Annotated in this window: 24 protein-coding genes; 9 read left to right on the top strand and 15 right to left on the bottom strand. The window is 66.7% G+C overall.

Annotation, left to right across the window (positions count from 1 at the left end; translation table 11 throughout):
- Nucleotides 1–24: 24 nt before the first annotated feature.
- The 3 genes from A7G45_RS26820 (at nucleotide 25) to A7G45_RS26810 (ending at nucleotide 1709) form a co-directional block, all read left to right on the top strand.
- Entirely contained in the window at nucleotides 25–264 is a 240-nt protein-coding gene (locus tag A7G45_RS26820) for an AbrB/MazE/SpoVT family DNA-binding domain-containing protein (protein WP_061001016.1), read from the top strand.
- Nucleotides 261–686 carry a type II toxin-antitoxin system VapC family toxin gene (locus A7G45_RS26815; protein WP_260941559.1) on the top strand — a complete coding sequence of 142 codons (426 nt, stop codon included), beginning with the start codon at nucleotides 261–263 and terminating at the stop codon, nucleotides 684–686. Before A7G45_RS26820 ends, A7G45_RS26815 begins: the two co-directional genes overlap by 4 nt.
- An 81-nt stretch (nucleotides 687–767) precedes the next feature.
- Nucleotides 768–1709, top strand: a complete 942-nt coding sequence (locus A7G45_RS26810; RefSeq protein WP_260941400.1) for a GNAT family N-acetyltransferase — start codon at nucleotides 768–770, stop codon at nucleotides 1707–1709.
- A gap of 33 nt (nucleotides 1710–1742) precedes the next feature.
- On the opposite strand, the gene A7G45_RS26805 is transcribed toward A7G45_RS26810, so the two are convergent.
- The 7 genes from A7G45_RS26805 to A7G45_RS26775 form a co-directional block, all read right to left on the bottom strand.
- Complete coding sequence (locus A7G45_RS26805) at nucleotides 1743–2027, bottom strand: hypothetical protein (RefSeq protein WP_260941399.1); 285 nt, start codon at nucleotides 2025–2027, stop codon at nucleotides 1743–1745.
- Between the two features lie 33 nt (nucleotides 2028–2060).
- On the bottom strand, nucleotides 2061–2369 hold the full coding sequence (locus tag A7G45_RS26800) for a hypothetical protein (protein ID WP_260941398.1): 309 nt from the start codon (nucleotides 2367–2369) through the stop codon (nucleotides 2061–2063).
- Entirely contained in the window at nucleotides 2366–2992 is a 627-nt protein-coding gene (locus tag A7G45_RS26795; RefSeq protein WP_260941397.1) for a dihydrofolate reductase family protein, read from the bottom strand. Before A7G45_RS26795 ends, A7G45_RS26800 begins: the two co-directional genes overlap by 4 nt.
- 78 nt (nucleotides 2993–3070) lie before the next feature.
- On the bottom strand, nucleotides 3071–4345 hold the full coding sequence (locus A7G45_RS26790; protein WP_260941396.1) for a DUF7373 family lipoprotein: 1275 nt from the start codon (nucleotides 4343–4345) through the stop codon (nucleotides 3071–3073).
- 9 nt (nucleotides 4346–4354) lie between these two features.
- Nucleotides 4355–5236, bottom strand: a complete 882-nt coding sequence (gene bla, locus A7G45_RS26785) for a class A beta-lactamase (RefSeq protein ID WP_260941395.1) — start codon at nucleotides 5234–5236, stop codon at nucleotides 4355–4357.
- A gap of 46 nt (nucleotides 5237–5282) precedes the next feature.
- Nucleotides 5283–6218 (bottom strand): alpha/beta hydrolase, encoded by a 936-nt coding sequence (locus A7G45_RS26780; RefSeq protein ID WP_260941394.1) that lies wholly within the window; start codon nucleotides 6216–6218, stop codon nucleotides 5283–5285.
- 2 nt (nucleotides 6219–6220) lie between these two features.
- Nucleotides 6221–7144: an alpha/beta hydrolase gene (locus tag A7G45_RS26775; protein ID WP_260941393.1), complete on the bottom strand. Its 924-nt coding sequence runs from the start codon at nucleotides 7142–7144 to the stop codon at nucleotides 6221–6223.
- A 128-nt stretch (nucleotides 7145–7272) separates the two neighbouring features.
- On the opposite strand from A7G45_RS26775, the gene A7G45_RS26770 reads away from it, so the two are divergent.
- The gene (locus tag A7G45_RS26770; protein ID WP_260941392.1) at nucleotides 7273–8127 is read left to right on the top strand and encodes a helix-turn-helix transcriptional regulator; all 855 of its coding nucleotides are present in this window, start codon (nucleotides 7273–7275) and stop codon (nucleotides 8125–8127) included.
- Here the strand turns inward: A7G45_RS26770 and A7G45_RS26765 are convergent.
- The 3 genes from A7G45_RS26765 to serA are packed head-to-tail and all read right to left on the bottom strand — an operon-like array spanning nucleotide 8116 to nucleotide 11286.
- Nucleotides 8116–8688 carry a hypothetical protein gene (locus A7G45_RS26765; protein ID WP_110789117.1) on the bottom strand — a complete coding sequence of 191 codons (573 nt, stop codon included), beginning with the start codon at nucleotides 8686–8688 and terminating at the stop codon, nucleotides 8116–8118. The genes A7G45_RS26770 and A7G45_RS26765 overlap by 12 nt on opposite strands.
- 4 nt (nucleotides 8689–8692) lie before the next feature.
- On the bottom strand, nucleotides 8693–9703 hold the full coding sequence (locus tag A7G45_RS26760; RefSeq protein WP_043986587.1) for a 3-isopropylmalate dehydrogenase: 1011 nt from the start codon (nucleotides 9701–9703) through the stop codon (nucleotides 8693–8695).
- Nucleotides 9700–11286 carry a phosphoglycerate dehydrogenase gene (gene serA / locus A7G45_RS26755; protein WP_043986588.1) on the bottom strand — a complete coding sequence of 529 codons (1587 nt, stop codon included), beginning with the start codon at nucleotides 11284–11286 and terminating at the stop codon, nucleotides 9700–9702. Before serA ends, A7G45_RS26760 begins: the two co-directional genes overlap by 4 nt.
- 87 nt (nucleotides 11287–11373) lie before the next feature.
- Between serA and A7G45_RS26750 the strand changes: the two genes are divergently transcribed.
- Nucleotides 11374–12834, top strand: coding sequence for a phytoene desaturase family protein (locus A7G45_RS26750; protein ID WP_260941391.1), 1461 nt, complete (start codon nucleotides 11374–11376; stop codon nucleotides 12832–12834).
- A gap of 14 nt (nucleotides 12835–12848) precedes the next feature.
- On the top strand, nucleotides 12849–13448 hold the full coding sequence (gene wrbA / locus A7G45_RS26745) for an NAD(P)H:quinone oxidoreductase (protein WP_260941390.1): 600 nt from the start codon (nucleotides 12849–12851) through the stop codon (nucleotides 13446–13448).
- A gap of 136 nt (nucleotides 13449–13584) precedes the next feature.
- Here the strand turns inward: wrbA and ilvC are convergent, their stop codons facing one another.
- The 3 genes from ilvC to A7G45_RS26730 form a co-directional block, all read right to left on the bottom strand.
- A complete protein-coding gene (gene ilvC, locus A7G45_RS26740; RefSeq protein WP_260941556.1) occupies nucleotides 13585–14586 on the bottom strand; it encodes a ketol-acid reductoisomerase in 1002 nt (333 codons plus the stop codon).
- Nucleotides 14587–14666: 80 nt separating this feature from the next.
- Nucleotides 14667–15173 carry an acetolactate synthase small subunit gene (gene ilvN / locus A7G45_RS26735; protein ID WP_260941389.1) on the bottom strand — a complete coding sequence of 169 codons (507 nt, stop codon included), beginning with the start codon at nucleotides 15171–15173 and terminating at the stop codon, nucleotides 14667–14669.
- Nucleotides 15173–17014 (bottom strand): acetolactate synthase large subunit, encoded by a 1842-nt coding sequence (locus A7G45_RS26730; RefSeq protein ID WP_043393266.1) that lies wholly within the window; start codon nucleotides 17012–17014, stop codon nucleotides 15173–15175. The genes ilvN and A7G45_RS26730 overlap by 1 nt, the downstream gene beginning before the upstream one ends.
- Nucleotides 17015–17274: 260 nt before the next feature.
- Between A7G45_RS26730 and A7G45_RS26725 the strand changes: the two genes are divergently transcribed.
- The gene (locus tag A7G45_RS26725) at nucleotides 17275–17685 is read left to right on the top strand and encodes a PH domain-containing protein (RefSeq protein WP_260941554.1); all 411 of its coding nucleotides are present in this window, start codon (nucleotides 17275–17277) and stop codon (nucleotides 17683–17685) included.
- 11 nt (nucleotides 17686–17696) lie between these two features.
- On the opposite strand, the gene A7G45_RS26720 is transcribed toward A7G45_RS26725, so the two are convergent.
- Complete coding sequence (locus A7G45_RS26720; RefSeq protein ID WP_260941388.1) at nucleotides 17697–18581, bottom strand: DoxX family protein; 885 nt, start codon at nucleotides 18579–18581, stop codon at nucleotides 17697–17699.
- A gap of 139 nt (nucleotides 18582–18720) precedes the next feature.
- On the opposite strand from A7G45_RS26720, the gene A7G45_RS26715 reads away from it, so the two are divergent.
- On the top strand, nucleotides 18721–19896 hold the full coding sequence (locus A7G45_RS26715; RefSeq protein WP_197063755.1) for a PQQ-dependent sugar dehydrogenase: 1176 nt from the start codon (nucleotides 18721–18723) through the stop codon (nucleotides 19894–19896).
- A gap of 26 nt (nucleotides 19897–19922) precedes the next feature.
- Nucleotides 19923–21035 carry a hypothetical protein gene (locus A7G45_RS26710; protein ID WP_260941387.1) on the top strand — a complete coding sequence of 371 codons (1113 nt, stop codon included), beginning with the start codon at nucleotides 19923–19925 and terminating at the stop codon, nucleotides 21033–21035.
- On the opposite strand, the gene gatB is transcribed toward A7G45_RS26710, so the two are convergent.
- Complete coding sequence (gene gatB, locus A7G45_RS26705) at nucleotides 21032–22528, bottom strand: Asp-tRNA(Asn)/Glu-tRNA(Gln) amidotransferase subunit GatB (RefSeq protein ID WP_260941386.1); 1497 nt, start codon at nucleotides 22526–22528, stop codon at nucleotides 21032–21034. The two genes, A7G45_RS26710 and gatB, sit on opposite strands and share 4 nt — an antisense overlap.
- Nucleotides 22529–22549 lie beyond the last annotated feature (21 nt).

Genomic DNA, 22549 nt, shown 5'->3' with positions numbered 1-22549 from the left:
GGATCTCACTGGTATCCTAATCCCATGGAAGCTGTCATCGACTCAGGCGGCAGGATCTTGGTGCCCAAGCAACTACGCGACGCGTTGGGACTGACGCCTGGTTCGACGGTTGATATTTCGGCGTACGGTCCTGGCCTGCAGATAGTCCCCGGCGGTCGCTCCGCGCGACTCGTGCGGAACAAGGACGGACGCCTGGTCGCCAACGCGGACACAGTCGTCACCGATGAAATGATGTTTGCGCTCATCGATTCGGGGCGACGCTGACATCGCCGCGGGTCACGGCGATCGACACCAGTGTCGCCGTGCCGTTGCTTGTGACCTCGCATCCGCAGCATGTCTCGGTCTCGCAGTGGGCAACAGGCCGACGTCTTGAGCTCAGCGGGCATGCGCTCGCCGAAACATACTCGGTGCTGACGCGTCTGCCCGGCGATGCTCGCGTCGACCCCACTGACGCGGTGACATTGATCGACGAGAACTTCCCAGAGCCCCTTCAGCTCGGTGCCGACGCCGCACGTGACGCCCATCGCGACTTCGCCCGTCGTGGCATCGCTGGCGGCGCCACCTATGACGGCTTGGTCGCGTTGGCCGCTCGTGAGCATGGTGCGGTCCTCGTCACCCGCGATGCACGAGCCAAGGCAACCTACGACGCCCTCGGGGTGAACACGGAAGTGCTGGCCGGCGCCTGACCTGTCGTTGGTAAAACAGGCGCGGAAGGCGAAAATCATGCACCGAAGCTGGATAGCCAATGGACGACCGGAAGGGAAGCAATGACGATCAGCATCCGACCGCTGCGTGAGGACGACCTGGCGACAGCCGATCACATCGCGCGCATCGCGTTCGGCACATTCGTCGGTCTTCCCGAACCCGAAACCTTCATGGGCGATGCCGATTACGTGCGTACCCGCTGGCGCACCGAACCGTCGGGTGCCTTCGCAGCCGAGTACTCCGGCGAGGTCGTTGGGTCCAACTTCGCGACGCATTGGGGCAGCGTCGGCTTCTTTGGCCCACTGACCATCCGCCCCGACCTGTGGGATCGCGGTATCGGACGGCTACTGCTGGAACCGATCATCGACTGCTTCGACCGTTGGCAGACCACGCACACCGGACTGTTCACCTTCGCAGAGAGCCCGAAACACGTTGGGCTCTACCAGCGATTCGGCTTCTGGCCGCGGTTCCTCACCGCCGTGATGTCCAAGACCGTCGACCCGAACCGCACTGCACCTACCGCCATCCGGTTCTCCGAACTCACTGCTGCTGAACAAGATTCAGCCGTGGCTGAATGCCGGGAGCTGACCAGCGAACTGTTCGACGGTCTCGACCTCACCACCGAGATCCGTGCAGTCGCCGATCAGGGACTCGGCGAAACAGTCCTGCTGTGGGACGACGCCTCCCTCGCCGGTGTCGCGGTGTGCCATTACGGCGCAGGCACCGAAGCCGGTAGCGGCACCTGCTACATCAAGTTCGGCGCGGCGCGCCCCGGGCCCGGCGCCGAGACTGCGTTCTTCCAACTGCTCGACGCCGTCGAATCACTCTCCGCCACAAACGGATTGGCCAGAATCGCCGCTGGTGTGAATACCGCCCGCCACGAGGCCTACAGCGGCATGCTGGCCCGGGGCTTTCGCACCGACATCCAGGGCGTCGCTATGCATCGGCCGAACTCCGACGGCTACAGCCGACCAGGAGCGTTCGTCATCGACGACTGGCGGTAGCCGAGACACGACTGCGCGAACCGTGGACCTCGGTCAGTGCTGAGCGCCGACGAAGAACAGCACGAGCGTCGCCGCCAAACCGAACAGCGCCGCGAAGTACGCGCCGCGAGCCACGTCGTCAAACCGTGGCCGCACCGTCGCGACCAGCACGGCCACCGCAGCGACGAGCAGCGCGCCCGCCGGCGCGAAGAGCCAGAAGTAGATCACCGGCGCCAGCGACATCGCGATCAGCCCGAGTACATAACCACCGAGCAGATACCGTGGATCGACCGTCTGCTCGGTGCGCGGATCGAGTGCACTTTCATGCTCGTAGGACATGCTTACCCCCTCCGCTGACCGGCGAGCCCTCGCTCACCGCCATGTCGCCACAATCGCAAAGGTCTGCAGGTACAGCAGACCCACCACGAACCAGCCGCTTGTCGGTGCGACCACCAGCGCGATAGCGACCGTGCGCAGTGTCCCCACCTTGGGCAACACCACTGCAATTACCAGGCAGAGCAACGAAATACCCACCGCAACAGGTAAGTACGCTCCGTCGATCCGGCTCAAGAGCAAGTCGCCGCCGGACACACCTACCGCATCAACGGCCAACAGGCCCCAGCCGATTCCCCCGAGTACCGCGCCGCCGAGCACGCCGCGGGTCCAGTCCGTACCAGTCAAACGTCCCCCCGATCCGGTGCGCTCATGTCCCCTGTTGCCGGCACACCCTCTGCCAACCCGTACTGCAGGTAGACGATTCCCGCAGGGCTGGACACTGGCGGCTTCAGCAGCGTCAGGTTCGACGGCACCGCGCCGCCGTCGAACACCTTCTTGCCGGCCCCCAGCACAATAGGATGCACCCAAAGGTCCATGCGATCAAACAGTTTTTCGCGCAACAGGGTCTGTACGAAATTCAAACTCCCGACCACCTTGACGTGGTCGTGGCGCTCTCGGATCTCACGCACTTCGGCCACCAAATCCGAGCCGATCTGCGTCGAGCCGGACCACGACAGATCGGGCTTGCCACGGGACGCGACGTACTTGGGGATGCGATTGAACATGTCAGCGAATTCGTCGTCCTGATGCGGCCAGTAGCCCGCGAAGATGTCGTACGTCCGCCGGCCGAGCAGCAGCGCATCGGTACCTTCGTGTGCCGCGCCGACCTGCTCCCCTGACACGTCGTCGATCAGCGGTGCCTGCCAACCTTCGAACCGAAAACCACCGTCCGAGTCTTCTCCGGGACCGCCAGGCGCCTGCCCGACGAGGTCGAGGGTGGCGAACAACGCGAGGTGGATCTGGCCCATTTCTAGCTCCTGACGAGTCATTGGTGTCTGTCAGTGAGGTAGACCACCGGACCCGGCGAAACTCATCGGAGCGGCCGGCTACTTTCCGGACAGCACCCGGTACTGCGCCGAAATCTGTTGGTCCACAGCGGTTTCATCATCGGCGAACACCTGGAACACGAATCTGTCGGTGCGCGCGATGCAGCTGTAGTGCCACCCCAGGATGCGCCACGTCACCGTTGCGTCCGGGCGCGCATAGTCCTGCAGGTGCTCGAAACACCACGCGCCGGGGAACCCCGGCACGGCGCCGGCCAGCTGCACATCCGAATTCTTCATCAGCGCGGCGGTGGTGAAGTCCAGCAGCTGTGCAGCCGAGTCGGGGTTGGGGGCCTGATACACCCGGCCCCACCGCTGGGTCACCCATTGGACGCCGGCACGCTCGAACTGGGTGGTCATGCTCACCGGATCGGATTCGAAGTGCAACCACGCCCGCGGCCGCCAGGTCCCGATCAGCACCCCTTGCTGCCGATCAGGTGTGCTGATCGTCTTCGACAGCAATTGGTCGTCGCTCGGATCCTTGGGTAGATCAGCGAGTTTCGCCGGCTCTGTCGGCACAAAGCTCTTGATCAGCGCTTGCTGTCGACCGAGCAGGTCGGATGTCAGCAACTCAGCGCGCAGCGGCGCCCTGGTGGATTTGGTGGCCCTCGCGTTCACGAACTGGTACAGCACAAACCGCCCGTACGCACTGTAGGCGGCGACTGCACTGACCCCGGTGCCGTAGTCGACGCCAATCGCCGGCACCGAACTGGCGCCCACCGAGATCTGGACGGGATATGTCGGGATCCGATCGACGACGACGGGTCCGAACTGCGCGGTGAATTCACCCGCGGCCGCCGCAGCTTGTGCCTCATCGGGGAACATCAGGACCGCGTTCTGGATTTCCAGATCCGTATCCCGGGCCCCGGCTGACCGCGATGACCCGAATCCGGCGACCAGCTTGTGCGCTCTGGCAATGCCCTGCATGACATTGTCTTTGGACACGCCGAGAATGACATCGACACCGAATTCCGATGTCATGGTGCCTGTTCCGAGCGCTCCCTGCCTGGTCACCGACGAATCGATTTCCCAAGGCCCGACGACATACTCGGCCATGCGGGTCGATTCGATGATCGACTGCGTGAGCGGATTTGGTCCGGCACTGAAGAACGGGGTACTCGGCTTGATCTGGTAGTTACCGGTCCTGAGTTGGCTGACGTCGGGTTCAGGATCGCTCAGTGAGCCGCCGAACCGCGCGGTGCCCGTCGTGGTCGTCGAACACCCCGCGACCACACACACGCACGTAACCACGGCCAATGCCAACTTCCGGATCCCCACGATCCAACACTAACTGTGGCCGAGGCGTGCCAGCACTGATCGCACGCTCTCTGCCACCGCTTCGTTGAACGGCCCGGCGTCCCGCCGCAGGGTGCGCGTGCGGATCAGCACTGTGAGCATGACCCGCTCGCGTTTGGGTCCGATGAGCAAGCCGGCGTCGTTGGTCGACCCGTAGTCACCGCTGCCGGTCTTGTCCGCGCTGGTCCAACCCTCGGGCAGACCTGCGCGAAAACGTCGGGTCGACGTCGTCGTCTCGGTCATCCACCGTTTCAGCTGGAACTGACCCGCACCGGACAACGCGTCGCCGACGAGAATGGCGCGATATCCACCGCACAGGGCCCTCGGCGTGGTGGTGTCGCGCAGGTCGCCGGGCGCCGCGTCGTTGAGGTCCGGTTCCCAGCGATCCAGCCGCGTCTGCGAATCGCCGATCGAGCGGGCGAAAGCAGTGACGGCGGACGGCCCACCGATGGTCCGCAGCATGATGTTGCCCGCCGCATTGTCGCTCTGAGTCAGGGCCGCGGCGCAAATCTCCCGCAGCTCCATCCGGGTCCCCACGGCCGGGCTCAGCACCGGCGAGTTGACCACAATGTCCGCGGCGGTGATAGGCACCATGGCATCGAGATTCGCCTGACCGGCCTTGGCCATCTGCAAGATACGCGCCGCCGCATAGGCTTTGAAGGTCGAGCAGATCGAGAACCGCTCGTCGGCACGGTGCTCGACCGTCGCCGATGACTCCAAATCCACTGCATAGACGCCGATTAGCGCCTGATAGCGGTCTTCCAGTTCTTCAAATCTGGTTGGCTCGACCGGCTTATCGGGCCGGCACCCAGCCAGCACACCGGTCGCGGCCAACCCGACGATGAAATCACGTCGGCTCAGCGATACCCCCACACATTCCAGCCAATCATGGATCGGTGCCGGATGCCAACGGGGGTGATCAGAGGTTCGTCTTGAAGAAGGGCAGGACCTTCGCCAGCGCCAAGGCCACCGCCGCGGGCTTGTCGTACAGGTCGTAGTGCGACCAACCCTCTGCCACAACGAGTTCCTTCGTCGCCGACGCCGCCCGTCGATAGGCCTCCAGACCATCTCGGTACGCACCGAACGCGCCCGGCTTGTCCCCGATCACGACGATCAGCGGTTGCGTCATCAGCGTCTCTAGCCTGTTGAAGGCATCCCAACCCACCGCGGCCGCCTGGTGCGAGAACAGCGAACGAGTTGTGCCGTGCTCCTGCTCGCCGCGCGGCGTGCGGTAGTAGTCGGTTGCCTCGACGACGTCGATCTCGGTGATCCCTTGCCGCGCAGCGTCTTCTGGGTTCGCCGGCAGCAGATTGTTCACCTGCGGATCGGCTCCGCGCGCCTCGGCGGTGCGTTGGGCACCAACAGATTCCAGAAAACCGATCGGGTCGTAGCTCGAGAAGGCCTCATGCATCAGGCGCCCGAAGTTGACACCGGTGATCGACGCGACAGCCTTGATCCGGCGTTCCGTCGTCGCCGCATTGATCGAATATCCGCCACCACCGCACACGCCGATGATGCCGATGCGGTCGGAGTCGATGTAGGGCAAGGTCACCAAGTAGTCGATCACGTTGCTGACGTCTCTGACCCGCTGGGTCGGATCCTCGATCAACCGCGGCTGTCCCCCACTGGCACCCTGGAAACTCGCGTCGAACGCGATGACCACGTAGCCCTCGTCCGCCAGTGCGGTGCCGTACACATTGCCCGACGTCTGCTCCTTGCAGCTGCCGATCGGATGCATGCTGACGATCGCCGGGTACGCGATAGCCGGGTCGAAGCCGGGCGGAAAGTAGATGTCAGCGGCGATATCCCAGTAGGGCGTCGGCACCGCGACGGTCTTCAGGTTGTCCAGTGCCATGATCAATTACCTTCGGTGCTCAGGTGTTCGGTGAAGAACGGGGTGGCCTCGGCCACCGCCAGGTCGACGTACTTCGGCACGTCATAGAAGTCCATGTGCGTCGCCCCGTCGACCACCACGAGTTTCTTGGCGCTCCGCACGCGCGAGTGCAATTCGGTTGAGGACCAAAGCGATCCGGCCTCAGCACCGGCAATCAGCAGGATCGGCTGAGTGAGCAGGTGCTCGACCAGATGGAAGGCGTCGTACGCCACGATCTTGTCCAGGCTCTTGGCCGTCAGGTACTTGTTCTGCGCGTTGGGATGTTGCGCCCGCGGCGTCAGGTAGTAATCGTGGGCCTGCACCAGGTCGTACGGCACGCCCTCGCCGAGTTCCGTTGGGACGTATGGCGCATACGCAGCCTCGTCTCCCGTGGCTTCCGCCGTGCGCTGCGCTGCCGCTGCCTGCAGGGTCGCCACCGCATCTGAATCTGCCCCCGTGCCGTACCAGCCCCGCCGCCACGCGGCGCCGATATTCACGGCACTGACGGTGCCGACCGCTTTGATCCGATGGTCGGTGAAGGCTGCGTTGACGGCATAGCCGCCACCGGCGCAGACGCCCCACACCCCGACCCGTTCCAGATCGACATAGGGCAGCGACTGCAGGTAGTCCACCGCCGCGCGGATGTCCTCCACTCGCGCCGACGGATCTTCGAGAAAGTGCGGTTCACCGCCACTCTCGCCCTGGTACGACGCATCGAATGCCAACGTCACGAACCCCTGCTCTGCCAGTTTCTCCGCGTAGAGGCCCGCGACCTGTTCCTTGACTCCACCACCGGGGTGCACGACGGCGATCGCGGCATGGCTGCCGGAGGCATCGAAGTCCGGCGGCAGAAACACGTTGCCCGCCACGCTGATCGGGCCGTTGGGGAAAGTGATCGAGGTGTACATCCTGCTTCTCCTTGGGATTGGCTGCTGCACTCGACCCAACACCGAGCAACGCCGCGCTGCCAGGGGCAGCTGAACCAGGGTCCAGCAAACCCCCTTTCCCGGCCGTCACGGCCTCTACTGTGGAAAGCGTGGACCAGCGCAAGGACATCCGGGAATTCCTGACGTCCCGGCGCGCACGGATGACTCCCGAGCAGGCCGGCCTGCCCGACTACGGCGCCAAGCGGCGGGTTCCCGGCCTGCGCCGGGAAGAAGTCGCGCTGCTGGCCGGCGTCAGCGTCGACTACTACACCCGCCTGGAACGCGGCAATCTCAGCGGCGTATCCGACTCCGTACTCAACTCGGTGGCCACCGTCCTGCAACTCGACGAGACCGAGCGCGCGCACCTGTTCAACCTGGTCAGAGTCAGCCAGGGGCCAAGGCGTACCCCACGCAAACCGAGCACCAGGATTCGGCCGAGCGTCCAGCAGATCCTCGATGCGATGGTGGGCGTGCCTGCCTGGGTCAGCAACGACCGCCTCGACATCCTGGCCACCAATGCCGTCAGCACTGAGCTCTACCGCGACGCCATCGACGGAGCCGACGGCCAGGCCAACATCGCCCGGTTCCTGTTCCTCGACCACCGGGCCCGAGACTTCTTCGTCGACTGGAACCAGCAGGCCGACAACGCCGTTGCCATCCTCCGCGGCGCCGCGGCCCGTGATCCGTATGACGACAGGCTCACCCAGCTGGTCGGTGAATTGAGCACGCGCAGTGACGAATTCCGGGTCAGGTGGGGCGCACACATCATCCGGGCACATCAGTCCGGCCCGAAAGCGCTCAAGCATCCTGACGTCGGTCAACTCGACCTGACCTTCGACGGGCTGGAACTGTCCGCCGATCCGGGACTGACCCTCTATGTCATGACGGCGGAACCGAATTCACCGACAGCGGACCGGTTGAAGCTGCTCGGCAGCCTGGCGGCCACCAGACAATCAAGCCGCTGACCGGCGCGGCCGCACCATCAGGGCGGCGACCAGGAAGCACAATGCGCCGACGAAGGTCCCGAAGTTCGCCAGCCACTCGTCGACCGTCACGCCGGTCGTGCGGACGAAAGCCGCCAGCGCCGACACCTCGAACGCGACGCAGCCCATCATGTTGATCCAAGATGCCTGCCAGTCAACGGATTTCGGCGCCCACAGACCGACGACCATGACTGCCAGCAGGCCACTGAGCAGGAAGGCCAGCGACCCGGCGGCGTCGGGCGCCCACACGTAGCGTCGCTCGGCGAGCACGGCGTGCGCCCACACCGATGCACCGGTGCTGACGTTGAACAGCACGGTGCCCATGAATTGGATTGCCGCCGACCACCATTGGATTCCCGGGGGCGCCAGCACATACTGCATGAGCGCCGCGGCGGTGAAGAACCATGACCCGATGAAGCACAGCAGGTTCGTCGCACCCGCCCCGGCCACCGAGGGAAACCCGGGAACCGTGGCGAGGGCGAAGAACGTCGAGCCGACGGCGAACAGCCAGCACTGCCTGGTGAGGGTGGCGATGCTGTTCACGGCACTACAGGAAGCTGCGAATCCGCTCGCCGGTCTCCGACGTCGACAGTTTGGCGTCGCCACGTGTCGAAAGATGCTCGGCCACAGCCTTGTCCACGCGGGCCGCGGCCTCGTTCTCGCCGAGGTGAGTCAGCAGCAGCGCCACACTCATGATGGCCGCGGTCGGGTCGGCCAGACCCTTACCGGCGATGTCGGGCGCGCTGCCGTGCACCGGTTCGAACATCGACGGGTTGGTGCCCGTCGCGTCGATGTTGCCCGATGCCGCCAGACCGATACCGCCGGAGACGGCCGCGGCCAGGTCGGTGATGATGTCGCCGAACAGGTTGTCGGTGACGATCACATCGAAGCGGCCCGGATCGGTCACCATGTAGATGGTCGCCGCATCCACGTGCATGTAGGCGGTTTGGACGTCCGGGTACTCGGTGCCGATCTCGTCGACCGTGCGGGTCCACAGCGAACCGGCGTAGGCCAGCACGTTGTTCTTGTGCACCAGCGTCAGGTGCTTACGCCGCGCGCGAGCTTTCTCGAAGGCATAGCGCACCACGCGCTCGACACCGAACCGCGTGTTGGTGGACACCTCGGTGGCCACCTCGTGCGGAGTGCCGACGCGGATGGCACCACCGGTGCCGGTGTACGGCCCCTCGGTGCCCTCGCGAACCACGACGAAGTCGATGTCCGGGTTGCCGGCCAGCGGGCTGTCGACGCCCGCGAACAGCCGCGACGGCCGCAGGTTCACGTGGTGATCCAGCGCGAACCGCATGGTCAGCAGCAGGCCACGCTCGAGCACGCCGCTGGGCACCGAAGGATCGCCGATGGCGCCCAACAGGATTGCGTCGTGCGTCTTGAGCTCGTCGACCATGCCCTCGGGCAGGGTCTCCCCGGTCTCGTGGTAGCGCTTGGCACCCACGTTGTACTCGGTGCGCTCGACACCCGGCCGCACGACATCGAGGACCTTCAGTGCCTCGCCGATGACCTCGGGGCCGATGCCGTCACCGGCGATGACGGCGAGCTTCACGACAGATCCACCAGTTCCAGCGTGGTCGCGCCGACGGCGTCGCCGATCGCGCTGAGCACGTCGGCCGGCACCTCACGGTCGAGCCGCAGCATGACCGTCGCGCCCGAACCGTCAGAGTCCTGCGACATCTGAGCGGCGAGAATGTTGACGTCGGCTCCACCGAGCAGGGTGCCGATCTTGCCCAGGGCGCCCGGCTGGTCGCCGTAGTTGAGGATCAGGTTGACGCCCTCGGCACGCAGGTCCAGGTTGCGGCCGTTGATCTGGACGATCTTCTCGACCAACTGCGGACCGCTCAGGGTGCCCGACACGTTGAAAACCGAACCATCGGCGGCCACGGCGCGGACGTCGACGACGCTGCGGTGGTTGGGGCTCTCCGACTCGGTTCCCAGGGTGGCCTCGACGCCACGCTCGGCGGCCAGCGCCGGCGCGTTGACGAACGTCACCTGGTCCTCGATGACGGCCGAGAACAGCCCGCGCATCGCCGAAAGCTTCAGAATCTCAACGTCTTCGGACGCCAGCTCGCCCAGGACCTGCACATCCAGCGAGGACGGCAGCGCCGGCGACAGGGCACCGACCAGCAGACCCAGCTTGCGCACCAGGTCGAGCCACGGCGCGACCTCTTCGCCGACGACACCGCCGCCGACGTTGACGGCGTCCGGCACGAACTCGCCGGCCAGCGCCAGCTTCACGCTCGCGGCGACGTCGGTGCCGGCGCGGTCCTGCGCCTCTTCGGTGGAGGCGCCCAGGTGCGGGGTGACGACGACCTGCGGCAGCTCGAACAGCGGGCTGTCGGTGCAGGGCTCGGTGGCGAAGACGTCGAGGCCGGCGCCACGGACGTGGCCGCTGATGATCGCGTCGGCCAGGGCCTGCTCATCGATGAGGCCACCGCGGGCCGCATTGACGATGATGACGCCCGGCTTGGTCTTGGCCAGCGCGTCCTTGTTGATCAGGCCGGCGGTTTCCTTGGTCTTGGGCAGGTGCACCGAGATGAAATCAGCGCGGCCCAAAAGCTCATCGAGGGTCAGCAGCTCGATGCCCAGCTGCGCGGCACGGGCCTGCGAGACGTAGGGGTCGTAGGCGACGATGTGCGCGCCGAACGCGGCAAGGCGCTGCGCCACGAGCTGGCCGATGCGGCCCATGCCCACGACGCCGACGGTCTTGCCGAAGATTTCGGTGCCCGAGAACTTCGACCGCTTCCAGGTGTGCTCGCGCAGCGTGGCGTCGGCGGCCGGAATCTGGCGGGCGGCCGACAGCAGCAGCGCCAGGGCGTGCTCGGCGGCACTGTGGATGTTCGAGGTCGGGGCGTTGACGACCAGTACACCGCGGGCGGTGGCGGCGTCGACGTCGACGTTGTCCAGGCCGACGCCCGCGCGGGCGACGATCTTGAGCTTGGGCGCCGCGGCCAGCACCTCGGCGTCCACCGTGGTGGCCGAGCGCACCAGCAGGGCGTCGGCGTCCGGCACGGCGGCCAGCAGCTTTTCGCGGTCGGGTCCGTCGACCCAACGGACCTCTACCTGGTCGCCGAGGGCGGCGACGGTCGATTCGGCGAGTTTGTCAGCGATGAGTACGACAGGAAGGCTCACGCGCACAGACTAGTGGGCGGCATGGCCGCGCTTCCAATCGCGGTTGCCTTGATCTGGGTTGTCCCGGCCTGTCACTACCATCAAGTGGTGGACGTCACCGTCGTCGGTAGTGGACCCAACGGACTGGCCGCGGCCGTCATCTGCGCCCGCGCCGGGCTGTCCGTCCGGGTCATCGAAGGCCAGCAGACCCCCGGCGGCGGTGCCCGCACCGCCCCCGACCCCGAATACCCAGGCGTTTTGCACGACGTCTGTTCGGCGGTGCATCCGCTGGGTGTGGCGTCGCCCTTCTTCGCGGAGTTCGACCTGGCCGCCCGCGGTGTGCGGATGGTCACCCCGGAGATCTCGTACGCCAATCCCCTGCCTGCCGGGGCGAGCGAAGCGACGGGAAAGGCCTCGGGCCGGGCCGCCATCGCGTACCGCTCCCTCGATCGCACCTGCGCGGAGCTCGAACACGGCTCGTCCTGGCGGCGGCTGCTGGGCCCGCTGGTCGAGCACGTCGACGGCGTCCTGGCCTTCTTCCTCGGCGACAAGCGTTCCCTGCCGCCCGACCTGCCGAGCACCGTGCGTGCCGGACTGCGGGTGCTGACCCAGGGCAGCCCGGCGTGGAGCCTGCTGCGCGGTGACGACGCCCAGGCCCTGTTCACCGGCGTCGGCGCGCACGCCATCCACCCCATGCCGTCGCCCGTCAACAGCGGCGCGGGCATCATGCTCAGCACCGTCGCCCACACGGCGGGCTGGCCGGTTCCGGTCGGCGGCACGCAGACGATCACCGATGCGCTGATCGCCGATCTGCGCGCACACGGCGGTGAGCTCGTCGCCGGCTCCCCCGTGACGAATCCGCCCGCCGGAGTGGTCATCTACGACACCTCCCCGACCGCCCTGCTCGACATCTACGGGTCTGCCGTTCCGGACCGCTATGCAAAAGCACTGCGCCGCTACAAGTTCGGTCCCGGCGTCTGCAAGATCGACTTCGTGCTGTCCGGTGAGATCCCTTGGCGCGACCCGCGGATGGCATCGTCACCGACCGTCCACCTCGGCGGCACCCGGACCCAGATGGCGCATGCCGAACGGGAGATCTGGCAGGGGCGCCATGCCGAGCACCCGATGACGCTGGCCTCGCTGCCCCACCTCGCCGACCCGTCCCGCATCGACGCCCAGGGCCGACGGCCGCTGTGGACCTACTGTCACGTGCCCGCGGGCTCGACCGTCGACCAGACCGAGACCGTCATCGGGTTGTTCGAGGACGCCGCACCGGGTTTCCGCGATCTGGTGCTCGCGGCCCGCGCGGTGCCGGCCGCCGAGATGTCGCAGCACAACGCCAATTACGTCGGCGGCGACATCATCGTCGGCGGCGCGACGCTCAAGGCCGCGATGATCGGGCCGACGCTGCGGGCCAACCCGTGGACCACGCCGATCCCCAAGGCATACCTGTGTTCGTCGGCCACCCCGCCGGGCACCGGCGTGCACGGCATGGCGGGTATGTATGCGGCCCGCACCGTGCTGCGTCGTGAATTCGGAGTGAAGACGCTGCCGTCGCTCGCGCCATAGTGTTGGCTTGGCTCATGGCCAAGCTTTCTGTGATCTTCTACTCCGCGACCGGGCACGGCACTTCCATGGCGCAGCGGGTCGCGAGCACCGCCGAATCGTTGGGCGCCGAGGTGCGGTTGCGGCCCGTCGCAGAGTCCGCGGACCCCGCGTCGTTTGCGCACAACCCGGCGTGGACCGCGAATTACGAAGCAACCAAAGACCTTCCGACCGCCACGGGCGACGACATCGTCTGGGCCGACGCCGTGATCTTCGGCTCTCCGACCCGCTTCGGTTCCGTCGCGTCACAGCTGCGGGCGTTCCTGGACTCGCTCGGCGGCCTGTGGTCTCAGGGCGCTCTGGCGGACAAGGTGTACGCCGGATTCACCTCGACCAACACCGCGCACGGCGGGCAGGAGACCACGCTGCTATCGCTGTACATCACCCTGATGCACTGGGGCGGCATCATCGTCCCGCCCGGCTACACCGACCCGCTCAAGTTCGCCGACGGCAACCCGTACGGCGTGAGCCTGCTGGCCAACCACGACAACATCCGCCAGTTCGACGACAACACCTATGCGGCATTGGACCACCTGGCGCGACGGGTCGTCTCGGTCGCTGACCGGCTGGGCGGGTAGAAATTTGGCGTCGGGACACCTCGCCGGCCCGACTTAGCGTGATGGGGTGACGAAACGCCCTGAAATGCCGAAAGGCCAGTTATTGCACGCTTTTTCGTGAATCGCGTGCGATAACTGGCCAGTCGGCGGTTGGAGACTAGGCAGTCTCGGTGATCGGCCGGTCGACCCAGCTCATCAGGTCGCGCAGCTTCTTGCCGGTGACCTCGATCGGGTGCTCGGCGTTTGCCTGGCGCAGACCCTCGAGCTCCTTGTTGCCACCCTCGACGTTGGCGACCAGGCGCTTGACGAAGGTGCCGTCCTGGATGTCCTTCAGGATGGCGCGCATGCGGTCCTTGGTGTCGGCGTCGATGACGCGCGGGCCGGACAGGTAGCCACCGAACTCAGCGGTGTCGGACACCGAGTAGTTCATGCGGGCGATGCCACCCTCGTACATCAGGTCGACGATGAGCTTGAGCTCGTGCAGCACCTCGAAGTAGGCCATCTCCGGGGCGTAACCGGCCTCGACCATGACCTCGAAACCGGCCTTGACCAGTTCCTCGGTGCCACCACAGAGAACGGCCTGCTCACCGAACAGGTCGGTCTCGGTCTCTTCCTTGAAGTCGGTCTTGATGACGCCGGCGCGGGTGCCACCGATGCCCTTGGCGTAGGACAGCGCCAGCGCCTGGCCCTCACCCTTGGGGTCCTGGTGGACGGCGATCAGCGCGGGCACACCCTTGCCGTCGACGAACTGGCGACGCACCAGGTGGCCGGGGCCCTTGGGGGCAACCATGCCGATGGTGACGTTGGCCGGGGGCTTGATCAGGCCGAAGTGGATGTTGAGGCCGTGGCCGAAGAACAGCGCGTCGCCGTCCTTGAGGTTGGGCTCGATGTCGTTGGTGAAGATCTCGGCCTGCGCGGTGTCCGGCGCCAGCAGCATGATGACGTCGGCCCAGGCGGCGACGTTGGCCGGGGTGTCGACCTCGAGGCCCTGCTCGGTGACCTTCTCGCGGGACTTCGAGCCTTCCTTCAGGCCGACCTTGACCTGCACACCCGAGTCGCGCAGCGAAAGCGAATGCGCGTGCCCCTGGCTGCCGTAGCCGATGACGGCGACCTTGCGACCCTGGATGATCGACAGGTCCGCATCGTCGTCGTAGAACATCTCAACTGCCACTTGCTCTTCCTTACCCTTGTATCTGTTGTTGAAGCTCTGTTATTCGAAGTTTTGCTCGGGGTCAGCGGTTACTTGGCCGCGCCGATGCCGCGCGGGCCGCGCGCCAACGAAACCACACCGGACTGCACCAGCTCGCGAATACCATACGGCTCCAGCACGCGCAGCAGTGCTTCGAGCTTCTCCTGGGTGCCGGTGGCCTCGACGGTCAGCGACTCGGTCGACACGTCGACGACCTTCGCCCGGAACAGGTTGACCGCCTCGATCACCTGACCACGGGTGCTGGCGTCGGCCCGCACCTTGATCAGCGCCAGCTCGCGGGAGACGGAGTTGTCCGGCTCCTGCTCGACGATCTTGATGACGTTGATCAGCTTGTTGAGCTGCTTGGTGATCTGCTCCAGCGGCAGCTGCTCCTCGACGCAGACCACGATGGTCATGCGGGACATGTTCTTCTGCTCGGTGGCACCAACCGCCAGCGACTGGATGTTGAAGCCACGCCGCGAGAACAGCGCTGCCACGCGGGCGAGCACACCGGGAGTGTCCTCGACGAGAACCGAGAGAGTGTGAGTAGTAGCCACTAGACCTGATCCTCGTTGTCGAACAGCGGACGGATATCGCGCGCCGCCATGATCTCGTCATTGCTGGTGCCGGCGGCGACCATCGGCCACACCTGGGCGTCGGCGCCGACGATGAAGTCGATGACGACGGGGCGGTCGTTGATCTCGCGGGCCTGCCGGATGACGTCCTCGACGTCTTCGGCGCGCTCGCAGCGCAGGCCGACGCAACCGAGCGCCTCGGCCAGCATCACGAAGTCCGGGATGCGGTGCGAGTGCGTGGACAGGTTGGTCTGGCTGTAGCGCTCTTCGTAGAACAGCGTCTGCCACTGCCGCACCATGCCGAGGTTGCCGTTGTTGATCAGCGCAACCTTGATCGGCGCCCCTTCGAGGGCGCAGGTGGCCAGCTCCTGGTTGGTCATCTGGAAGCAGCCGTCACCGTCGATGGCCCACACCTCGGCCTCCGGGCGGGCGAACTTGGCGCCCATCGCGGCCGGGATGGAGAAGCCCATGGTGCCCAGACCGCCCGAGTTCAGCCAGGTCTTCGGGTTCTCGTACTTGATGAACTGCGCGGCCCACATCTGGTGCTGACCGACACCCGCCACGTACAGCGCGTCCGGCCCGGCGATCTGGCCCAGCTTCTCGATGACGTACTCCGGCGAGAGGCTGCCGTCGCTCTGCGGGCCGTAGCTCAGCGGGAAGGTCTCCTTGATGCCACTCAGGTAGGTCCACCAGTCGGCCAGGTCCAGCGTGTCGGCGGACACGCCATCGCGGCGCAGCGCCGCGAGCAGGTCGACGATGACGTTCTTGATGTCACCGACGATCGGCACGTCGGCGTTCCGGTTCTTGCCGATCTCGGCCGGGTCGATGTCCGCGTGGATCACCTTGGCCTCGGGCGCGAACGACGACAGCTGACCGGTGACCCGGTCGTCGAAGCGGGTGCCGAGAGCGATCAGCAGGTCGCTCTTCTGCAGCGCCGCCACGGCCGACACCGTGCCGTGCATGCCCGGCATGCCCATGTGCTGAGGGTGGCTGTCGGGGAACGCGCCACGTGCCATCAGGGTGGTGACGACGGGGATGCCGGTCAGTTCGGCGAGCTCCAGCAGCTCCGCGGAGGCCTCGCCGCGGATGACGCCGCCGCCGACGTACAGCACGGGCTTGTGCGAGGCGGCGATCAGCTTGGCGGCCTCGCGCACCTGGCGGCTGTGCGGCTTGGTGTTCGGCTTGTAGCCGGGCAGGTCGATGACCGGCGGCCAGCTGAACGTGCACTGCGCCTGCAGCACGTCCTTCGGGATGTCGACGAGGACGGCACCGGGCCGGCCGGAGGACGCGATGTGGAACGCCTCCGCGATCACCTTGGCGATGTCGTCACCGTTGCGGACCAGGAAGTTGTGCTTCGTGATCGGCATGGTGATGCCGGAGATGTCGGCTTCCTGGAACGCGTCGGTGCCGATCAGCCCGCGGCCGACCTGGCCGGTGATGGCGACGACCGGGATGGAGTCCATCTGGGCGTCGGCCAGCGGCGTGACCAGGTTGGTGGCGCCCGGACCCGAGGTGGCCATCATCACGCCGACCTTGCCGGTCGCATGCGCGTAGCCCGACGCGGCGTGGCCGGCGCCCTGCTCGTGCCGGACCAGCACGTGGCGGACCTTCTTCGAGTCGAACAGCGGGTCGTAGACCGGCAGCACGGCACCGCCGGGGATGCCGAAGATGGTGTCGACGTCGAGTTCCTCGAGCGACCGGACGACGGCCTGAGCACCGGTCATCTGCTGCGGGGCAACGATTTTCGAATGACCGTTGACCGCGCCGCTGGGGCCGTCGGGCTGTTGCGTCGACTCTGGCGGTCGCGTGGTGGGTGCGCTCACTCTTGTCCTCTTGATCGTGTTGCGGTTGTGGCGTTCTCGGGCAAACAAAAAACCCCCGTCAGCGTGGGTGGCTGTACGAGGGTTGCGCGTCGATGCTTGTAGTCGGCTTAGTCAGCCTGGTCACGCACCAACGCGCCCAGTTACTACAAGCAATCCCGAGTTCTGCATAAGCAAGGACGGTAGTCCCCACGGCGCGCGCAGGTCAAATCAGTTCCGTAGCCGGATACACCCGGCAACCCGCCGACCCACCGCCTGGGAAGATAGATGGCGTGAGCCGCCGAACCTCTTCGACCGCAGCCCGACCCGTCGTGATCAAGATCCCGGGGGTCGCCCATCTGGCGGTGGGGTTCTTCGCCATCGGGCTGCTGGCCCTGGTGTTCGCCGGGCCGGCCTGGTGCGCGGCGCTGCTCGTCATCCCGATCCTGTTGTCGGCGATGGTGATTCGCTACCGCACGGTGGCCGACAAGTTGGGCGTCACCGCGCGGTCGCTGCTCGGCAGCCGGACGGTGACGTGGCAGGACATCAAGGGCCTGCGCTTCGACGGCTCCAAGTGGGCCAAGGCCGAATTGACCGACGGCACCGACTTGCGGCTGCCGGGTGTGACGTTCGCGTCACTGCCGGTGCTGACCGCGGCCAGCGGCGGCGTCGTGCCCAACCCGTACAACGAGTGAGCCGGCCCCGCTCAGTGCAGCGGGTTTGATCCGTTCAGCAGCATCCACACGCCGACGCCCAGGCCGACACCGATCAGCAGGCACAGGAACGACCCGATGAAGGGGCGGCGGGCCCAGCCGCGCCCGGCGTCGAAGCCGTAGAGCCCCGGCCCGGTCAGGGTCAGCGCCGCGGCCAGCACGATCATGGTCACCAGGTACTCGTGCCCTTCGGGCAGGAAGTACGGGAAGTAGCCGTGCACGGGTTGTGCGGCCACCTCCACGGCCAGGGCGTTGACGAGGTAACCCAGGGCGACCGCGGCGGCGACCGGAGTGAACAGCCCCAGCACCAGCAGGACACCGGCCCCGATCTGCGCCCCGGTGGCGAGATAGGTCAGTATCCCGGCGTGCTGGAAGCCGGCAGCGGCCAGCGCGTGTTCGTACCCGTTCAGCCCCTGGCCGCCCCACCAGCCGAACGCCTTCTGCAGACCGTGGACCACCAGCCAGGCACCCAGGCCGACGCGCAAGACCAAGAGCCCCAGGTCCTGGGTGCCGCGGCGCTTGGCCACCCGCACCCGGGCATCGGTCTCGGGATCGGGTTCGATTTCGGCAGGCTCGGCGGGCTGCTGCGAGCCCCGTTCGCGGGGTTGCACGTACGGCAGCGGCTCGGGTTCGTGCATGAGATCGAACGCCATCGAGGACGGCGACGAGGACGATGCGGATGTCACCTCCGTGACATCGTCTGGCGATGCGGTGTCGAACCGCGGAATGGCCGTGGTTGCCGCGGTCTCGCCGCTATCGCCACGGTAGGTCGTGATGGGCAGGTCGTCTTCGGGATCGACCAGGCGTGCCGACGCGGGCTTGGCGGCCGACTCGTCGGGCCGTTGCCATGCACGCGACTCATGGGAAGTACTGGTCATAGTTGCCAGGGTAAGTGCAATTGCGCTGCTGACCGTGGATTTAAACGGTGGTTTGACCCGGTTGTTCACCGGATTTGCCCGGCCCGGCGCGCGGCCCCGACGTGGCGAGCACCGTCGAACAGTCCGTAACCTGGCGGGCATGACATTGCGGCGGTCGACGCGGACTGCGCTGACGAGGCCCGAACGCCGGCCTGAGCGTGTTGGTGCTGCACCCGCTCGACGGGTTCTGGCGTTGTGCGCCATCGCTTTGCTGGCACTGCAGGGCTGCGCCCGTTTCGATTCGGCCGCATCTGAGCCGTTCACCATCGAGCCCGAGCTCGGTGGGGCGCCGAGCTCGACCCCGCCGCCTCCGCCGCCGTTGCCGCCGAACCCGTTCCCGAAGGCGTGCCCGGCACCGGCGGTGATGCAGGGCTGCCTGGAGAGCACCAGCGGCCTGATCATGGGCGGCGACAGCAAGTCGGCAATCGTCGCCGAGCGCGTCACCGGCGCGGTCAAGAACATCGCCACGAACGCGGAACCCAAGGTCAAGATGGTGATCCCGGTCGACGCATCCGGCGACGGCGGTCTCATGGACATCGTACTTTCGCCGAGTTACCAACAGGACCGGCTGATGTACGCGTACATCACCACGCCCACCGACAACCGGGTGGTCCGGATCGCCGACGGCGACGTTCCCAAGCCGATCCTGACTGGGATTCCCAAGGGCCCCACGGGCAACACCGGGGCGCTGATCTTCAGCAGCCCGACCACCCTCGTGGTGCTCACCGGAGATGCCGGCAACCCCGCCGCCGCAGCCGATCCGGCTTCGCTGGCGGGCAAGCTGCTGCGCATCGAGCAGCCGACAACAGTGGGCCAGGCGCCGCCGACCACCGCACTGTCGGGCATGGGCTCCGGCGGCGGGCTGTGCATCGACGGGGCCAGCGGCTCGCTGTACGTCACCGACCGCACCCCCACCGGCGACCGGCTGCAGAAGATCACCAAGGACTCCAAGGTGTCCACGGTGTGGAGCTGGCCCGATCGTCCCGGTGTCGCCGGCTGTGTGGCGGTCGACAACACCGTCATGGTCAATCTGGTCAACACCAAGAAGACTGTGGCGCTGCGGCTGGCCAAGGAAACCGGCGCGGTCACGGGTGACCCCGAGGCCCTCCGCACGGACACCCACGGACACGTCTTCGCGCTGGAGCTCTCCCCCGACGGCAATATCTGGGGCGCCACGGTGAACAAGACGGCCGGCGACGTGGAGAAGTTCGACGACGTCGTGTTCCCGCTGTTCCCGCAGGGCGGATTCCCGCGTAGCACCGACGACAAGACGTAATTGACGCCCGACATGAGGGTCGCTCGATGATGCGCGCGTGCCCGGCCGACTTCGCTCGGCTGGCCGGCTACCTGGGCTTCTCCTGCGACGACGATTCCTGGGTCAAGCTGCGGAACCCGCTGGCCCTCACCCACTGGAGCATGCCGGTCGTCGAGCTGCTGATGCTGGTCGGCGCGGGCCTGGCGCTGGCCTACGCGCTGCGGCGGGTCCGCCGCGACCCCACCGGGATCGCGATCTGGCTGGCATCGGTGGCCTACGCCCTGGTGACCGAATTACCCCGGCATCCACCGGACCTGTTCGCCGGCACCCGGCTCGGGGTCATGTTGGTGCACAACGTGTTCAGCGTCGATTTCGTCGATGGACGGCTGCCGCTGTACATCGTGGCGCTGTACCCGGCGACCATCACGCTGGCCTATGACATCGTCCGCGCCACCGGCGTATTCGAACGGCGCGGCGCGCTCATCGGCGCCATCTGCGTCGGATTCGTGCACGGCTGCGTCTACGGCATCTTCGACCATCTCGGGCCACAGCTGCGCTGGTGGGTGTGGAACACCGCGAACCCGCTGAACCACCCGACGCTCGGCTGCGTGCCGGTGAGCAGTTGGGTCAGCCTGGCAGTGGTCGGGCCCGCGGCGGTCGCGTTCCTGGTGCACGTGCTGATCGGGCGCCGCGTGGAGGCGGGCACACCGCCGGCCCGGCTGTCACTGGCCTGGCGCATCCCCGTCATCAGTGTGCTGGCACCGGTCATCATGGGGCTGCTCAGCCTGCCGACGTTGCTCTCGGCCCGGCACAGCGCAACGCAGTACGCCGTGCTCGGCGTCGAGGTCGCGGTGTTCACCTTCGTGGCGATCCCGATCCTGGTGCAGGACTGGCGGATCACGCGCCGCGTCGGGACGCAGCACCCCAGTCAGTACGTCCGGGTGTTCGGGGTGCTGTACCTGCTCACCTTCACGGTGCTCTGGCTGGCCGCACTGCCGGACTTCGCCGGTGCCATCGACGGCGTCACCGGTGCCGGTACGCCGACCGGCAATCTGCCCTGCGCCGCGGTGTGTTTCGTGATCGCGGGCTACTGCGTCGCGGGCGTGTCGTCACTGCGACCGACGACGGCGCCCGCGCCGCAACAGCAGGTGCTGCACTAGCTGCAGGCCGCGATGACGAGTTCGCGCACGCGCGCCGCGTCAGCCTGACCCTTGGTCGCCTTCATCACCGCGCCGACGATCGCGCCGGCGGCCTGAACCTTGCCACCGCGGATCTTGTCGGCGATGTCGGGCTGGGCGGCCAGTGCCTCGTCGATCGCGGCCTGGATGAGCGAATCGTCGCGCACCACAACAAGACCGCGGTCGTTCATGACCTGCTCGGGCTCGCCCTCACCGGCCAGTACGCCCTCAACGACCTGCCGGGCCAGCTTGTTGGACAGCTTGCCGTCGTCGACCAGCTTGACCACCGCGGCGACCTGGGCCGGGGTGATGGCCAGCTCGTCGAGGGTCACTTCACTCTCGTTGGCCTTCTGCGTCAGGAAGTTGCCCCACCAGGCGCGCGCCGCCTCGCTGGACGCGCCGTGCTCGACGGTCGCCGCCACCAGCTCGATCGCGCCGGCGTTGACGAGGTCGCGCATCACCTCGTCGGAGATGCCCCAGTCGTCCTGAATCCGCTTGCGCACCAACCACGGAAGCTCGGGGATGGTGCCGCGCAGCCGCTCCACCAACTCATCCGACGGGGCGATCGGCTCCAGGTCCGGCTCCGGGAAGTAGCGGTAGTCCTCGGCGGTTTCCTTGCTCCGGCCGGACGTGGTGTGGCCGTCCTCGTGGAAGTGCCGGGTCTCCTGCGTGATGGTGCCGCCGGCCTGCAGCACAGCGGCCTGCCGGCGCATCTCGTAGCGGACCGCCACCTCGACGCTCTTGAGCGAGTTGACGTTCTTGGTCTCGGTGCGGGTGCCGAACTCCGCGGCACCCTTGAGCTTGAGCGAGACGTTGGAGTCACAGCGCATCGAACCCTGGTCCATGCGCACGTCGGAAACGCCCAAGCCGCGCAATAGATCCCGCAGCGCCGTCACGTAGGCACGGGCGATCTCCGGAGCACGTTCACCGGCGCCCTCGATGGGCTTGCTGACGATCTCCACCAGCGGCACACCGGCCCGGTTGAAGTCGGCCAGCGAGGTGGTGGCGCCGGAGATCCGGCCGGTGTCGCTGCCCAGGTGCGTCAGCTTGCCGGTGTCCTCCTCCATGTGGGCACGCTCGATATCGACGCGCCAGATGCTGCCGTCCTCCAGCGGAACGTCGAGGTAACCGTTCACGGCGATGGGCTCGTCGTATTGGCTGATCTGGTAGTTCTTCGGCTGATCCGGGTAGAAGTAGTTCTTCCGGGCGAACCGGCCCCACGGCGTGATGGCGCAGTTCAGTGCCAACCCGATCCGGATCGCGGACTCGACCGCGGACTCGTTGACCACCGGCAGCGCCCCGGGCAGGCCCAGGCACACCGGGCACACCAGCGTGTTCGGCTCGGCACCGAACCGGTTCGCACAGCCACAGAACATCTTGGTCTCGGTGGACAGTTCGACATGGACTTCCATGCCCATGACGGGCTCGTACGTCGCGAGGACGTCGTCGTAGTCGAGAAGGTCTGCGTCAGCCATGCCTTGATCGTAGTGTCGGCC

Source organism: Mycolicibacterium llatzerense (assembly GCF_025331195.1).
Classification (GTDB): Bacteria; Actinomycetota; Actinomycetes; order Mycobacteriales; family Mycobacteriaceae; genus Mycobacterium; species Mycobacterium llatzerense.
The sequence above is the reverse complement of the archived record's forward strand: the minus strand, read 5'-3'. Positions and strand labels throughout refer to the sequence as shown.

What these genes read in the sequence shown, in the direction of transcription:
- A7G45_RS26820 (WP_061001016.1), top strand. Translation starts at nt 25, where the DNA reads ATGGAAGCTGTCATCGACTCAGGCGGCAGGATCTTGGTGCCCAAGCAA.
- A7G45_RS26810 (WP_260941400.1), top strand. Translation starts at nt 768, where the DNA reads ATGACGATCAGCATCCGACCGCTGCGTGAGGACGACCTGGCGACAGCC.
- A7G45_RS26805 (WP_260941399.1), bottom strand. Translation starts at nt 2,027, where the DNA reads ATGTCCTACGAGCATGAAAGTGCACTCGATCCGCGCACCGAGCAGACG.
- A7G45_RS26795 (WP_260941397.1), bottom strand. Translation starts at nt 2,992, where the DNA reads ATGGGCCAGATCCACCTCGCGTTGTTCGCCACCCTCGACCTCGTCGGG.
- A7G45_RS26780 (WP_260941394.1), bottom strand. Translation starts at nt 6,218, where the DNA reads ATGGCACTGGACAACCTGAAGACCGTCGCGGTGCCGACGCCCTACTGG.
- A7G45_RS26775 (WP_260941393.1), bottom strand. Translation starts at nt 7,144, where the DNA reads ATGTACACCTCGATCACTTTCCCCAACGGCCCGATCAGCGTGGCGGGC.
- wrbA (WP_260941390.1), top strand. Translation starts at nt 12,849, where the DNA reads ATGGCCAAGCTTTCTGTGATCTTCTACTCCGCGACCGGGCACGGCACT.
- ilvC (WP_260941556.1), bottom strand. Translation starts at nt 14,586, where the DNA reads ATGTTCTACGACGACGATGCGGACCTGTCGATCATCCAGGGTCGCAAG.
- A7G45_RS26720 (WP_260941388.1), bottom strand. Translation starts at nt 18,581, where the DNA reads ATGACCAGTACTTCCCATGAGTCGCGTGCATGGCAACGGCCCGACGAG.
- A7G45_RS26715 (WP_197063755.1), top strand. Translation starts at nt 18,721, where the DNA reads ATGACATTGCGGCGGTCGACGCGGACTGCGCTGACGAGGCCCGAACGC.
- A7G45_RS26710 (WP_260941387.1), top strand. Translation starts at nt 19,923, where the DNA reads ATGATGCGCGCGTGCCCGGCCGACTTCGCTCGGCTGGCCGGCTACCTG.
- gatB (WP_260941386.1), bottom strand. Translation starts at nt 22,528, where the DNA reads ATGGCTGACGCAGACCTTCTCGACTACGACGACGTCCTCGCGACGTAC.